The following is a 13,679-nucleotide window of genomic DNA, read 5'->3' as shown; positions in this document are numbered from 1 at the left end:
GCGCCGATGCTCCCGCCGCCAACACCGGGAGGAATGCAGCGGCACCTACAGACGTCGCAAATGCCGATGTCGCCAGGTACGCAGCGCACCCAAGCGTGATGATCCACACCCACCGTCCAGGTGGGCCTACTGTGGCCGGCTCGCTGGTTCTGGCGGCGTACGCGACCGTCGACGCCATCGCAGCCCACACGACGCCCACCAGAATCCACAACGCGAGGGGCAGCACTACAACCGCAGCCGCGACTCCGGCACCAAGGCAGATGCCGCAACTGCTCTGCCACACAACTCGGTACTTCTTCACTCGACGTGGCCGGCGAGACACAGGACGGGTCAGGCGCGTCGAACGGCGCGCAGAAGCTCTTCCTTCGTCATTTTCGAGCGTCCCTTGATGCCCAGGCGCTTGGCTTCGGCGTACAGCTCGTCCTTCGACATGCCTTCCCGGGCGTTGGAGGAAGTGCGTGACCTCATGCCGGTGACCCGCCCGGCCATCGCGTCGGTGCGGCGTTCCGGATCCGCGTCCGTGAACGCGTGCGCGACGTCCTTCAGTCCACCTTTGATGTTCTTGACCTGTCGTCCGAGCTTGTCGCCCAGTGAATCGTCAGGCATGATGACTCCTTCCGCAGCAGCGGTGTTTAGCCGGTACCCGCGGACATCGGCCACCATGCCTTAATCTATTGAGTCATGGCGTGGCTGAGGATCATTCGAGAGGCATCTGCCAAACGAGAGCTGACGACGTTACGCGGTCGTCTTCTCGAGAGGCTGAACGTCCGCCGTCCGGGCCTGCAGGCAGCGATCGATCAGCATGCCGCCGCTGTTCGCGACATCCTCGGTCTGACGGTCGGATCAGCGGGCCCGGTCGAGCTGGCGGCGTACGCACGGGGTGTGCAGGACTCGGCAGCTGAACGTGGTTGGCGATTCGAACGCATCGCGGGGAGCGACGACTGGGTGACGGTCCGGTTGCTGGCCACCGCGAGTCTGGCGGCGTCCGACCTTCGCTCCGGACTCCAGGATCTCCCCCGGCTCTGAGCACGAAGCGTCCCTGGGCGCACAGTCGAGCATGGCGCTCAGGGACGCTTCCCACAGATGCACCTGGCCCCTCGATCAGGTGGTGCCGTCGCTTCGCGGCGGCGGCGTGGACCGGCGAGTACCGCCAAGGGGGTCGCCCGTCAGCCCCATGGTCGACGACTCTCCGGGCTCCGTCTGCCACTGGCTGCGCTCAGCATCCTCCCGGCCTCGCTGGTAGGCCTCCTCGCGGGCTCGCGCGTTCGGGAAGTCCTGCTCGGCGCGATCCAGCCAGCGCTCCCAGCGGCGTTGCATCGGCCGGATCATCCCGCCGCCCATACCGACGACGATGACGCCGCCGACCGTCGCGAGGACCGCGATCAGCACCGGAGTGGTCACCGCCGTCGCGACCCCGATCTGGTTCAGCGCCGCGATGACGCCGAGGGCGATGACAAAGATCTGCACCACCTTGGCGATCAACTGGCCGTAGCTGAGTCCCGACAACGCGCTCCCGACGAGGTCGCGCAGCGCGTTCGCGATCGCGGCCGCCACGACCACGATGACGATGGCCACCACCGCTCTCGGCAGCCACGCGACGATCGCCGCCAGCAGGTCGCTGACCGGGTTCGGACCGAAGACGCCGAAGGCGAACTGCAGCGCGATCAGCAGTACGGCGTAGTAGACGAGTGCTGCGATCAGGCCGCTGGCGTCGTACTTCGACTGCGCGAGCGCCCGTCCGACACCGCCGCGCTCGACAGCGCGGTCGAAGCCCACTCGACCGAGCACTACGTTGACGACCTTGCGCAGCGCCGTGGCGATGAGCCATCCGATGAAGAGGATGACGAGGAACAGTACGAACTTCGGCAGGAACGTGATGATCGCACCTACCGCGTCGTTCCATGATTGGGTCAGGTTCATTCTTCCGGTTCCTTCCGATCAGTCCGTCTCGAGCTTGTCCGGCAGTACGACGTTCATCAGCCAACTGACGACGGTGACGATCAGCGCGCCGATCAGCGCCGTTCCGAAGCCGTCCACCGTGAACGGGATGTCGAGGCCGTCACTGATCCAGGACGTGAGCAGCAGCATCAGCGCGTTGATCACGAAGATCAGCAAGCCGAGCGTCAGCACGATGAACGGCAGCGACAGGATCGTGGCCAGCGGTTTGATGAGCGCGTTGACCAGCCCGAAGATCGCCGCGACCACGACCAGCGTGATCACCTTGCTCGTGGTGCTCGAACCGCTGAACGCGATGCCCTTCAGTAGCCACGCCGCGACAGCCAGCGCGACGGCGTTCACGACCAGTCTCATCAAGAGCTTCATCATCAGCCTCCGAACACACCGGCGAGACGCTTGCGGCCGCGATGGCCGGCCTTGCCGGCGTCGTCAACCGCATCGCCGGCCTTCTTCCGCAATTTCCGGCCGGACTTCTTGCCCCGCTTGCCCGCACGCTTGACGTCACCGCGGACGTCCCCGTGCGCACGCAGGCCGAGCCGCTTGCGCATCCCGCGTTTCACCTCCGGCGCCCCCGGAACCAGGATCTGTACGCCGTACCCGTAGAGGCGGAGCCCGAGCGCCATCAGGGGTAGTCCGAGCGGTAGCAGAACCACGGTGACGCAGAGCACCGCCGCCAGGATCATCACGACCGTCGCGAGCAGCCACACCAGCGCCGCGCCGAGTCCTCGAAGTACTTTCATCATCACCACGTCCAGACCTATTCAGGCAGGAGAGAACCGAGCGGACCGAGATCGATGTTGAGATCGGACGCGCTCAGACCGAACTGCTCACGCAGAGCGGTCATCGCATCTTCGAGTCGCATCAGGCCGAGCCCGAGCTCCTCGACCTGCGCCGTACTGAGGTCACCTTCGTCCATCCGGCGGATCGCCTGCCGTTCCATCAACTGGCGGACCAGCTCGACGATCGTCAGCACGAGCTTGAGCAGCTCGCGTTCGACGGTGTCGGCGTTGGCCTCGATCCGATCGGTCAGCGGCAGCAGAGGTTCAGTCATAGGTTCCCCATCTCCTTGCGCACCGAGCCGATGACGGCTGACAGCTGGATGCGGACCAGGTCGACCCCGGCCAGCGAGACGACGACATCACCGGTGACCACGACGCCTTTGCCGAGCAACCGGTCGAGCAGGTCGACCAGGCTGGGCTCCGTCGTCACCGCCGTATGGGTCTGAACGGTCATGGCTTGTCCAGTACTGCGAAGGAGTACGGCGGCCAAGGTCCGTTCACCTCGATGTCGAGCGACGGGTACCTGGCTCGCGTCTCGTTCACCAGCTCGAAGAAGTCGGTGCTGTGCTCGTCGTCGACGAGGAACGAAGCGTTCAGCGCCATCGGCTCCCGGCGACCGGTCAGCTTCTGGTCCTGAGGAGGAAGCCGCCTGGTCGCGGCCGCACCGGGCACCAGGTCCCAGAAGAGCTGGTCGGCCAGCATCTGCTGCTCGCCGGCCGCTTGTTGCCGATCACGGATCTCGGCCCTGCGCCGCTCCAGGTAGGCAACACCCGAACTCGCTGCCTCGACAGTTGCCGACGGCACCGACCGGGCGCGGCAGAACACCTTGACACTCCACTCGCTGCGCCGGTCGACCCGGTCCAGCACCAGGACGAGGTCGTCGTACAACTCCTCGATGCGGTCGCACGCCGCGTCGTCCGAACGATAGATCGTGACCAACCGGAACGGCGCGAGCGCGGTGGTGATCGCCGCCGCCCGCCGAACGACCTCGTCGTGTCTGCGGGCGGTCTCCTCCACCCAGGCCAGAACCTCGAGGTTGCGGCGCAAGGCGGCCTCGCCGAACTCCTCGAGGTCGACGGTGCTCACGACGGCGGTCAGCTCGCGGTGACTGATCATCCGGACCGAGGAGCCGCCGACGCCCTCCAGCCCGGACAGCACCTCCTCGTCGAGGTTCCGCCCCACGGCGTACACATAGGTGCCGGATTCACTCACCATCGCGCTCCAGCTCCTCGACACGTTCGCGCAGTTTCCGGTTCTCGTCGGCCAGCGCCTGAGCGTCGGTGGACAGCATCGGATCGTGCCGCCACCAGTCGATGCCCATCTCCATCGCTTTGTCGACAGAGACGATCAACAGGCGGATCTTGATGGTCAGGAGTTCGATGTCGAGCAGGTTCACCCTGATGTCACCGGCGATGATGATGCCCTTGTCGAGGACCCGCTCGAGGATGTCGGCGAGGCCATCCGGACGCGATGCCGGCGACGTGGATCCGTAGCGGTCGAACGCGCCACGGCGAGAAGAGATCGTAGGTTCGCTCATCGCGCTACTCCTGGACTCGCCCGCGGACATAACGGTCCTTGCGCCGGTACCCGGTCACGCCGCCGTCGGCGTCGACCTCGACCTCGTACACGGCGAGGATGTCGGTCGTTGCCGGGATCCGGTGCGCCTCGACCACCTCGACCTGGACGAGCCAGCCCTCGTCGCGCTTCTCGACAGCCACGATTCCTTCCGGATCATGTCCGATCAGCTGCGCCAGTTCTCTGGCGGCCATGAGCGCGACGTTCCGCAACGACTGCGGCGGTGACGGGCGCTGCCCGTTCTGCGACGCACCGGGCGAGGTCGCCCGCTTGGCCGTCGTACGTCCCTTTTCCGGCTGCCTCGTCGTACGGCTCTGGGTGGACTTCCTCGGGGTTGCCATCAGTGCTCAGGTCTCCTCGCGCGGTTGGTAGAGCCGGCTGACCAGTTCGTCCTCCCAGGCCGCGGCCACGTCCGGATCGATCTCACCGTTCTCCCTGAGCGTGTCGATCTGCTCGAGCTGCAGACGGATCCGGGCCGGGTCGTAGTACTCGGCCTCGGCCTGCTGCCGGATCTGCTCGGCCAGTGCGATCGTGGCCCGCACCGGCGCGAGCGGCAGGGTCAGCAGGTTCGTCATCAGGCCCATCACTCCTCCGTATCCACGAAGTCGTACGGCGCGGTCGGCCCGATCAGCTTCAGCCGGGCTCGACCGGCGAACCTCTCCGCCAGGCCCTCGACCGCCTGCTCGAACTCCGCACGGCGGCTGTCCTCGACCAGTACGGCGACATCGAGCAGGCCGTTGATTCCGGCGGTCTCCCGGACGTTCAGCGCGGTCACGTGCCGCTCGATCTCGAGCAGCATGGCGCGCCCGTCCGCGGCGCTCTTCGTCTCCAGCGCCTTCGCGACCAACTCGCCCAGCCTGACGCGTTCGCCGTACGACGAATCCTCGGGCTGTTCACGGGTGAGCTTGCGAAGCTGGGCGATCTCGGGATTCTCCGCCACGACCTCGGTCAGCACCTGCTTCTCGTCGTATCGCGCCCGGACAACGAACTGCGCGTGACCGGCGAGATCTCGAAGCATCGCCCGGAAGCGTTCGCGGCCGGGTTCCAGCAGATCGCCGGCAACGGCTTCCCGGTTCTCCAGCACGGATCCGAACCGGACCGGGATCACCGGCCCCAGTTCGGCGATCTTGTCGAGCACCTGGCCGTGCGCCAGGAGGTCCGCGCGCCCGGCGAGCGCGACGTTGCTGTCCACGAGGCTCATGACAGCGGCGACGTCGCCGCTCGGGGCCAAGCAGACGAGCTGATCACCGACACCTCTGAGGTCCGGCGGTACGACGAGGTCCGCGGCCACGATGCCGTACACGTAGCACCCCAGGCCGATGTCGCTCGGCGTTGTCACGGTCACTCCTCAGTCCTCCTGCGACGGGCTGCAGCCTTCTTGGCCGGCCGCCGGCGACGCGGAGGTGCTTCCTCCTCGTACTCCGGCTCTTCGCGCTCGCCAATCTGCTCCATCTCCCGGTCGCGCTGGTCGCGCCCCCGGTCGCGCTGCTCCAGCTCCCGGTCGCGCTGCTGGTCCTCGTCGGAGCCGAACAGAGCCTCCTTCGCCCCCGAGAGCAGACCACGCGTCTTGCCCTGCGCGCCGCTTTCGGTCATGTCCTGGATCACCTCGGGGAGATCTTTGCTCTTCTCGGCCAGATCCAGCCGGTTCGTGGCTTCCGCGAAGTGCAGGTAGGTGTCCACGCTGGCGACGACGATGCGTGCGTCGATGGTCAGCAGTTCGATACCCACCAGCGACACCCGGATGTAGGCATCGATGACGAGCCCCTTGTCCAGGATGCTGTCGATGACGTCCGCGAGACTGCTCGGGGCCGGCCTGTCCAGATACCCTCCGGATCGGCGTTGGCCGGTGGCCGCGACGGTCATGGCTCTTCCTTCCAGTCGACTCGATCAGCTCGCCCGGCGGCGAGGCCGCTGCTCGGGCTCTTCTTCGTACTCGTCCTCGGGCTGGTCTTCCTCGTCGTACTCGTCGCCCTCGTCGTATTCGTCCTCGTCTTCGTACTCTTCCTCGTCTTCGTCCTCGGGCTCTTCGTCCTCGGGCTCTTCGTACTCGTCCTCAGCCAGGTCCTCTTCGGCTTCGTTCTCGTCCTCGTCCTCGTCGACGGGCTCTTCCTCGTCCTCGTCCTCGGGCTCTTCGTACTCGTCCTCAGCCAGGTCCTCTTCGGCTTCGTCCTCGTCCTCGTCCTCGTCGACGGGCTCTTCCTCGTCCTCGTCCTCGGGCTCTTCGTACTCGTCCTCAGCCAGGTCCTCTTCGGCTTCGTTCTCGTCCTCAGCCTCGTCGACGGGCTCTTCCTCGTCCTCGTCCTCGGGCTCTTCGTACTCGTCCTCAGCCAGGTCCTCTTCGTCCTCGTCCTCGTCCTCAGCCTCGTCGACGGGCTCGCCCTCGTCCTCGTCCTCTTCGTCGTACTCGTCGTCCTCTTCGTCGTACTCGTCGACGGGCTCTTCCTCTTCTTCGTCCTCGTCGTACTCGTCCTCAGCGGACGGCTCTTCGTCCTCGTCGTACTCGTCTTCGTCGGCTTCCTCGTCGACGTCCTCTTCCTCGGCGTCCTCGTCCGCGTCACTCTCGACCCGCGACTCGTGGATCTCGCCGCGCCATCCGTCGACCTCGTCGGGGTGCAGAATGACGTTCGTCATCACGTGACGCTGGAAGTGCTTCAGCTCGACGCGTGCCCGACGTCCCTGGGCACGCCAGATGTTTCCGACCCGCTCGAACAAGCCCTGCGGGTAGTACTCGAGCACGACGAGCACACGCGTCAGGTTCGATGCCAACTCGTGGAAGGTGACGGTCCCGTTGACATGGCCCTTCTCACCCTTCGAATGCCAGACGATCTTCTCGTCCGGAACCTGCTCCATGATGGTCGCTTCCCAGGTCCGGTGCGACCACAGGATCTTCGCCTTGAAGTCGAGTTGCTCGTCGGTCTTCTGCTCGACCCGCTCGACCTTCTTCATGAAGCCGGAGAAGTCCTGGAACTGCGTCCACTGGTTGTACACGACATCGATCGGTAGACCGACGTCGATCGACTCGATGATCGTCGTCGCCTTGAGCGGGTTCTCCTTGCCACCGGAGCCACCGGAGCCACCGGATCCACCGCTCAGCAGGCCTGACGCCTTGTCCTTGGCTCCCATGAGTCCGCCCTTCAACGCGCCGAGCAGCGGTGAACCTCCCCTGGCCGCCGCCTTTCCTCCCTCGGCCATCGCCTTACCAGTGACACCTCCGCCGGCCGCCATGTCGATCAGCCGATCGGTGAGGCTGGAGATCTTGCCGGTCGCGGCCTCGGCGGTGCGCTCCGCGGCAACCGAGAGCGCATCTTGGAGCTCGCCCTTCAACCGGTCGACCGGGAGCTCGTCGAGGATCGACCGGAGGCCGTTCTGTTCCTCGCCGCGCGATCGTTCGGCCATCGCCGATCACCCCCGCTTCCGAGCCGACGAGCCGGCCGTCGACCTGCTCGCGCTCTTCTTGGCCGCGGATTTCTTGGCGGCGGTCTTCTTCGCCGCGGTCTTCTTCGCCGGAGCCGTACTCTTCTTCGCCGTCGCCTTCTTCGCGGCCGTCTTCTTCGCCGGAGAGGTACTCTTGCTGGCGGTCTTCTTCGCCGGAGACGTGCTCTTGCTGGCGGTCTTCTTCGCCGGAGACGTGCTCTTGCCGGCCGTCTGCTTCGCCGGGGCCGACTTCCGTGCGCTCGGTCCCGAGTCATTGTTGCTCTCGGCCCGCGCGGCCGTCCGTTTGCCGGTACGGCGTGACCCTTCGCCGGCCGAACTGCGACTCGACCGCTCGTCGGACGAGCTACGGCTCGATCCGTCGTCGTCCGAGCGCCCGCTCGATCGATCGTCGGACGAGCGCCGGCTCGACCGCTCGCTGGACGTGGAGCCGCTCGACCGCTCGTCCGCCGCGCTCCGACGTGCTCTGCCGTCCGCGGAGCGGGGGCGCCTCGCAGGGCGGTCGGATCCGCGGTCGTCACCGGCCTCGGCACCGTCCTCCTCGCGGCTCCGGCGATGCCCGCGCGCGCCCTCAGCACGTCGGCCCGGCCTCATGCGCCGCCTCGGCCGTTCCTCGTCCTCGGCCTCGTCATCGGCCTTGTCCTCGGCCTGCCGACTGCCCGTCGACAGCATGCGATCCGTACGATCCCGGATGGAGTCGCTGACCCGGTTCAGGCGATTGCTCGCCGCCGCCACGGCTGCCTCCCGGCCCGCGGTGACGAGCTTGCCGCGCACCTGATCGGACAGCTTCGACAACTCGGGGTTCTGCTCGACCACCTCCGCCAACTGTTGCACGATGGCACGCGGATCGGTTGCGATCCGCTTGCCGGCCAGCAGTCCGCCGACCGTGATCGCCAGCTTGAGTTTCTTGGTACGGCCGAGCAGGTAGCCGCTCGCGACGGCAGCGGCCACCTTGGCGGTGGTATTCATGGGTTCTCCCTACAGTGATACGCCCTCGGCGATATCTCGATGTGGCCTAAGGCAACGGTTGGATGGATTACTGCGTGAGTTCGGCGATCCGGCGCATGATCGGAAGGCTCGGATAGTTCTCCTCACGCATCCTGCGCACCAGAAGCCGTACGTAGATCTCCACCTCGTCCGGCTGGAGCAGGGATTCGACCAGGTCCAGCATCGCCAGCGACGGAAAGCGCTGCTCCGCCACCTTGTCGAGCAACAGGTTCAGCATCAACTCCCGCGGCCCGGGCCGCGTGTGCGCTTCAGGCATCCTCACTCCCGGCGTATCAGTCGTCGTGGATGTCGCGGCGTTCATGGACGGACGTGTGCGTGGTCCGGCTCCGCTGGTTGGCGAACATCAGGGCCACGGCGAGACCGATCGCCCCGGCGGCCATCAGCACGTATCCGACGGCGGTCAGATCGACGCCGCTGATCCGGTCCGACACACCGAACGACAGAATTCCGCCTACAGCCAGCAGGAATACGGACATACCGATTCCCATGGATCCTCCTAACGGCACGCCCCGTTCCGAATTTCGGATTAGGCCTGCGGTACCCAACACAAATTGCAACAAAACTGCTACGGCACCGCCTACTTTGCGCGCCGAAACGAATGCATTACGCGTCGGTTCAAATAAACGACTATTTCAATTGCCTGGTTCGACGAGCCCGGCTACACCTTGGGCTTCTTCGGTTTCCCGGACTCTGACTTGTCGTGCTTCGACTTCGGCGCACCTTGGCCATGCCCAGGAGAGACCTTGGACTTCGGCGCCCGCTTCGTCGCTCCGACGTCTGGGGTCGACCTGTGCTGCGGCCGAGACGTGACCGTCGGAGTGCTGGTCCGTGTCGGAGTCGGTGTGACACGAGGCTTGACCTGAGGCGCAACGGACCGGCCCTGCGTCGGCCCTAGCTCGGTCGTCGCGGGCAGCTCTACACCTCGCGTATCCAACGCAATTCCCACAGCCACCACAACCACCAATACGACGGCGGCCACCGCACCCGCCAGCTCTCTCCTGTACGTCGACATACGTCGACGTACAGGAGAGAGCTCGACGGTTGTGTCGGGGTCACCCGCAAGACATGGAGGCTGCGCACCCTCGGCGACTTGAGCTGCCGTAGGACGCCTGCTCGGATCCTTCTCGAGCATCCAGAAGATCAGAGCTTCGACTTCACTCGTGAGTTGGGGCCTGAGCCCGCTCGGGGGCACCGGCTCGGCATGCACATGCTGGTACATGATCGATGACGGTGAGTCACCCATGAACGGTGGATGCCCTGCTACGAGCTGGTACAGCAAGCACCCCAATGCATAGACATCCCCGGCAGGTTCAGCGGGCTGGCCCATCGCGCACTCAGGCGAGAGGTAGAGACTCGTCCCGACGATGTGGCCGTTGGACGTCATCGTTGTCGGGGCGTCGTTCAGAAATCTGACGATGCCGAAGTCGGCAAGCTTCACCGTCCCGTCGTCGGACAGGGCAAGGTTGCTCGCCTTGACGTCGCGATGCACCATCCCCAGGGCGTGGGCAGCGGCCAGGCCGGCCGCGGCCTGCCGGACGACATCCAGCGCCCTCTCGGACGAGAACGGACCGCTGGTTCTGAGTTCGTCGGCGACGGACCCGCCCTCCACGAGTTCCATCGCGAGGAAGTACAGGTCCCCGTCACTGCCGAAGTCGTACGTCGCGACGACATGGGGGCTCACGATCTGCGCCGATGCGCGCGCTTCCCGGAGGAACCGTTCAGGGCACGCGAGCGTCTCGGTAGCCGGCCGCATCACCTTCACCGCCACCGACCGACCGAGTACTTCGTCTGTCGCCCGATACACCTCCCCCATCCCGCCCCGACCGAGGACGTCATGCAGCCTGTATCGCCCCGCCACCAGTCGATCCTCTACACGCGCCACCAAAATTCAGTACCCGCCACCAACGGACGGCATGTATCAGCCGGCGGCTGCGATTCGCCGGTCTCGCCCCAGGAACTCCCCCGGACCGGTCCTCGGTTCGCCAGGCAGGACAACACCATGGGCTGCTTGTTCGACTGGTGCAGAACGGCGAACGCGCGACTGACCGGCGGCTCAGTCGAGGTGGACGGAACCCCAGGTGGTGGCTCATGCTCGGACCATGACTGCGGCCGATGAGGTACCGCTGTTCGGCCGTGACGACGTGCTTCGCCGACTGCTTGACAGTCTGGACGACGTTGAGAATGGAGGATTCGCGGTCGGGCTCAACGGTGAGCCCGGAGTGGGTAAGAGTGCGCTGCTGGCCCGCGTCATGGAGCATGCGGCGACCGCAGGGTTCGCGGTCCTGAGTGCGAGCGGCAGCGAGTCCGAGTCGCATCTGCCGTACGCCGGCCTGCATCAACTGCTGCGACCGGTCCTTGCGCACGTCAACCTGCTGCCAGTTCAGCAACGTCAATCGCTGCTCGCCTGCTTCGGCATGGTCGAGAACACCGACGCCAACCGTTTCTTCACCTCACTTGCGGTCCTGGAACTCCTGGCCGAGTCGGCCAGTGAGGCGCCACTTCTCGTGTGCCTCGACGACCTGCAATGGATGGACCGGCCCTCCGTCGACGCGATGGCGTTCGTTGCCCGCCGCATCGCGACCGAGCGGGTGGTGCTGTTGTCCACGTCGCGGCGACCTGACCCGCAGCTCCTCGGCGACGACCAGGCGGTCACCTGGATCGAGCTGCAGGGGCTTCCGGACGAGGCTGCGCACGCACTGCTGCGGTCTCGTGCCCCCGACCTCAGCCCTGGCTTGCACGATCGCGTGATCGCACAGGCGGGCGGCAACCCGCTCGCACTTGTCGAGTTCGCCAAAGCGTTGAGCACCACGACGTACGGCTGGAGCGAGCTGGACGATGCGCTTCCGATGACCGCACGCCTGGAGCGGGCATTCGCGGCGCGGGCCGACGAACTCGATCCGGCGGCCCGCGCGATCGTCGATGTAGCGGCCCTCGACGACGGCGACGACTTCGACCAGGTCCTCGCCGCCGCGGCCATCTTGTACGGCGCCGTCGTGGATCGGCAGGACGCGCAGCCCGCGGCCGAACTAGGGCTGCTCACGATCGCGGGCGCGACGTACACCATCACCCATCCCCTGATCGGTTCGGCGCTGCGACAGGCGATGTCGCGCGAACGGCGTGAGCAGGGACATGGTTCTCTGGCAACCGTCCTCTCCGTCGAACCGGAACGCGCGGTCTGGCACCGGGCCGGCTCGGTGCCTGGACACGACGAGCCTGTCGCGGCCGAACTCGAACTGGCAGCTTCCGAGGCTCGCCGGCGCGGCGCGCATGCCACCGCACTGTCCTGGCTCGAACGGGCGGCGGCGCTGAGCCCGGATCCGCGCGACCAGGCTGCTCGTCTGCTCAGCGCCGCTGAGGTGGGATACGAACTCGGCAAGTTCGCCCAGGTGGAGAAGATCAAGCACCAGGTCACCCGGATGACGCTGCGACCTAGGGACCGCTCACGGCTCACGTGGTTGACGGGAGCGTTCCACGATGGTGCCACCAGCGAGCCTGCGGCTGTCAGCCATCTGGTAGACCTTGCGCGGCACGCCACCGGCGAGGCGGACATCGACCTGGCGATGCAGTTGCTGTTCGGCGCGGCCCGCAGGGTCTGGTGGCGAGACCCCGGTGAGGCGGTTCGGCGAGAGATCGTCCGTGCCGCCCGCGAGGTTCCGCTGCCTGCCGAGGACGCCAGGGTGCTGGCCGTGCTCGGCCTGGCGGAGTCACTCGAGTTGAGCGCGCCGGTCATCGAGCAGCTGAACCGGTCCGCGGCAAATGGTGGCGGACACGCCGACACGGCGGCGTTGCTGGGTATCGCGGCCTTCTGCGCGGGCGATTTCGTGCGCGCGGAGTCGTCGCTCTCGACGGCCATCCGCGACCTGCGCGCCGAAGGCCGGCTGAGCCTGCTCGCCGAGGCGCTCGCCATCCGTGCGTGGGCGGAGATCAACCTCGGCGTCTTCGACCCGGCCCGGTCGGCGGACGAGGGCATGCGTCTGTCCGACGAGACCGGTCAGCGTGTTTGGGCCGGGACCGCACGCATCGCGTTGGCCCTGATCGACGCGGTCGGCGGGAACTGGGACCCGCATCATCGGCTGGTCGCTCAGGCCGAGCAGACCGCGCTCCAGCTTCCGAATGCGAGCTCGTCGCTGCTGGCCGGGGCACAGCTTGTCCGCGGCCTCGGTGAGCTTGGTGCGGACAGACCCGAGCAGGCGTACGGCGAGCTCCTTCGCGTGTTCGAACCCACCGACCCCGCGTGTCAGCGGGTCCAGCAGATCTGGACAATCAGCTACCTCGCCGAAGCCGCCATCCGGACGGGTCATCGAGATGCCGCCAGAGACCTGGTCGGGTCGGTCGAGGAGCGGGCGAACGGCTCCTCCGCGGTCGGTACGACGATCGCACTCGAGTACTCGCGGGCCGTGCTGGCCGACGACGCGACAGCCGAGGACCTGTTCCAGCGTGCGCTCGCCGGGCCCGCCCGCCGGTATCCGTGGCACCAGGCACGGATTCAGCATGCGTACGGGTCGTGGCTGCGTCGCCAGCGACGGGTGACCGAGTCCCGTGATCCGCTCCGGGCTGCTCGGACGGCATTCGGCGCACTCGGTGCCAAGCCGTGGGCACTCCGGGCCGACCAGGAGCTGCGGGCGACCGGTGAGCGCGGCTGGCGACCGACCGACAACGCCCGTGAGCAGCTGTCGCCCCAGGAGGCCCAGATCGCCGAGCTGGTCGCTCAGGGCCTGTCCAACCGAGAGATCGGCCAACGGCTCTTCCTCTCACACCGGACAATCGGCTCCCACCTCTACCGGATCTTCCCGAAGCTCGGCGTGACCAGCCGCCAGCAACTCGCAGGCGTGCTGGCCGTCGGCTCAACTGTGCTGAAGCAGACTCAGTCATCCGACTGAAGCTGGCGAGAGCCCGGTCGTCCTAGTCTCCGAAGACGCTCTGGTGCGC

Annotated in this window: 19 protein-coding genes; 2 read left to right on the top strand and 17 right to left on the bottom strand. The window is 66.6% G+C overall.

The annotated features are described in order from the left end of the window. Positions 1-330 precede the first annotated feature (330 nt). The gene (locus EV137_RS23230; RefSeq protein WP_134003604.1) at positions 331-606 is read right to left on the bottom strand and encodes a Rho termination factor N-terminal domain-containing protein; all 276 of its coding nucleotides are present in this window, start codon (positions 604-606) and stop codon (positions 331-333) included. Between the two features lie 75 nt (positions 607-681). Here EV137_RS23230 and EV137_RS23225 point away from each other — a divergent pair, with 75 nt between their 5' ends. Beyond that, a complete protein-coding gene (locus EV137_RS23225) occupies positions 682-1,026 on the top strand; it encodes a DUF6401 family natural product biosynthesis protein (RefSeq protein WP_134003602.1) in 345 nt (114 codons plus the stop codon). A 75-nt stretch (positions 1,027-1,101) separates the two neighbouring features. Here the strand turns inward: EV137_RS23225 and EV137_RS23220 are convergent, their stop codons facing one another. From EV137_RS23220 to EV137_RS23145, 16 genes are all read right to left on the bottom strand, one after another. Then, entirely contained in the window at positions 1,102-1,920 is an 819-nt protein-coding gene (locus tag EV137_RS23220) for a mechanosensitive ion channel family protein (RefSeq protein WP_134003600.1), read from the bottom strand. Positions 1,921-1,938: 18 nt separating this feature from the next. After that, on the bottom strand, positions 1,939-2,310 hold the full coding sequence (locus EV137_RS23215) for a phage holin family protein (RefSeq protein WP_238175500.1): 372 nt from the start codon (positions 2,308-2,310) through the stop codon (positions 1,939-1,941). Positions 2,311-2,324: 14 nt separating this feature from the next. Then, entirely contained in the window at positions 2,325-2,696 is a 372-nt protein-coding gene (locus EV137_RS23210; RefSeq protein WP_166679893.1) for a hypothetical protein, read from the bottom strand. 17 nt (positions 2,697-2,713) lie between these two features. Further along, positions 2,714-3,007 (bottom strand): gas vesicle protein K, encoded by a 294-nt coding sequence (locus tag EV137_RS23205; protein ID WP_134003594.1) that lies wholly within the window; start codon positions 3,005-3,007, stop codon positions 2,714-2,716. Continuing rightward, on the bottom strand, positions 3,004-3,189 hold the full coding sequence (gvpJ, locus tag EV137_RS23200) for a gas vesicle protein GvpJ (protein WP_134130706.1): 186 nt from the start codon (positions 3,187-3,189) through the stop codon (positions 3,004-3,006). Before gvpJ (EV137_RS23200) ends, EV137_RS23205 begins: the two co-directional genes overlap by 4 nt. Beyond that, positions 3,186-3,950: a GvpL/GvpF family gas vesicle protein gene (locus EV137_RS23195; RefSeq protein WP_134003590.1), complete on the bottom strand. Its 765-nt coding sequence runs from the start codon at positions 3,948-3,950 to the stop codon at positions 3,186-3,188. The genes gvpJ (EV137_RS23200) and EV137_RS23195 overlap by 4 nt, the downstream gene beginning before the upstream one ends. After that, a complete protein-coding gene (locus EV137_RS23190) occupies positions 3,940-4,272 on the bottom strand; it encodes a gas vesicle protein (RefSeq protein WP_134003588.1) in 333 nt (110 codons plus the stop codon). The genes EV137_RS23195 and EV137_RS23190 overlap by 11 nt, the downstream gene beginning before the upstream one ends. Before the next feature lie 4 nt (positions 4,273-4,276). Continuing rightward, positions 4,277-4,651, bottom strand: a complete 375-nt coding sequence (locus EV137_RS23185) for a gas vesicle protein GvpO (RefSeq protein WP_134130705.1) — start codon at positions 4,649-4,651, stop codon at positions 4,277-4,279. A gap of 6 nt (positions 4,652-4,657) precedes the next feature. After that, complete coding sequence (locus EV137_RS23180) at positions 4,658-4,885, bottom strand: gas vesicle protein GvpG (protein WP_202871079.1); 228 nt, start codon at positions 4,883-4,885, stop codon at positions 4,658-4,660. Positions 4,886-4,893: 8 nt separating this feature from the next. Continuing rightward, a complete protein-coding gene (locus EV137_RS23175; protein WP_166679982.1) occupies positions 4,894-5,649 on the bottom strand; it encodes a GvpL/GvpF family gas vesicle protein in 756 nt (251 codons plus the stop codon). 2 nt (positions 5,650-5,651) lie between these two features. Then, entirely contained in the window at positions 5,652-6,173 is a 522-nt protein-coding gene (gene gvpJ, locus EV137_RS23170) for a gas vesicle protein GvpJ (RefSeq protein WP_134130703.1), read from the bottom strand. Between the two features lie 24 nt (positions 6,174-6,197). Then, positions 6,198-7,706 carry an SRPBCC family protein gene (locus tag EV137_RS23165; protein ID WP_134130702.1) on the bottom strand — a complete coding sequence of 503 codons (1,509 nt, stop codon included), beginning with the start codon at positions 7,704-7,706 and terminating at the stop codon, positions 6,198-6,200. A gap of 6 nt (positions 7,707-7,712) precedes the next feature. After that, on the bottom strand, positions 7,713-8,711 hold the full coding sequence (locus EV137_RS40705) for a hypothetical protein (protein ID WP_166679981.1): 999 nt from the start codon (positions 8,709-8,711) through the stop codon (positions 7,713-7,715). A gap of 67 nt (positions 8,712-8,778) precedes the next feature. Continuing rightward, complete coding sequence (locus EV137_RS23155; protein ID WP_134003576.1) at positions 8,779-9,006, bottom strand: hypothetical protein; 228 nt, start codon at positions 9,004-9,006, stop codon at positions 8,779-8,781. A 16-nt stretch (positions 9,007-9,022) separates the two neighbouring features. Next, entirely contained in the window at positions 9,023-9,226 is a 204-nt protein-coding gene (locus tag EV137_RS23150) for a DUF6458 family protein (RefSeq protein WP_238175499.1), read from the bottom strand. A gap of 182 nt (positions 9,227-9,408) precedes the next feature. Beyond that, the gene (locus EV137_RS23145; RefSeq protein ID WP_134130700.1) at positions 9,409-10,608 is read right to left on the bottom strand and encodes a serine/threonine-protein kinase; all 1,200 of its coding nucleotides are present in this window, start codon (positions 10,606-10,608) and stop codon (positions 9,409-9,411) included. 241 nt (positions 10,609-10,849) lie between these two features. Here EV137_RS23145 and EV137_RS23140 point away from each other — a divergent pair, with 241 nt between their 5' ends. Then, the gene (locus EV137_RS23140) at positions 10,850-13,630 is read left to right on the top strand and encodes an ATP-binding protein (RefSeq protein ID WP_134130699.1); all 2,781 of its coding nucleotides are present in this window, start codon (positions 10,850-10,852) and stop codon (positions 13,628-13,630) included. Positions 13,631-13,679 lie beyond the last annotated feature (49 nt).

This window comes from Kribbella pratensis (assembly GCF_004366075.1).
Lineage (GTDB): Bacteria > Actinomycetota > Actinomycetes > Propionibacteriales > Kribbellaceae > Kribbella > Kribbella pratensis.
The sequence above is the reverse complement of the archived record's forward strand: the minus strand, read 5'-3'. Positions and strand labels throughout refer to the sequence as shown.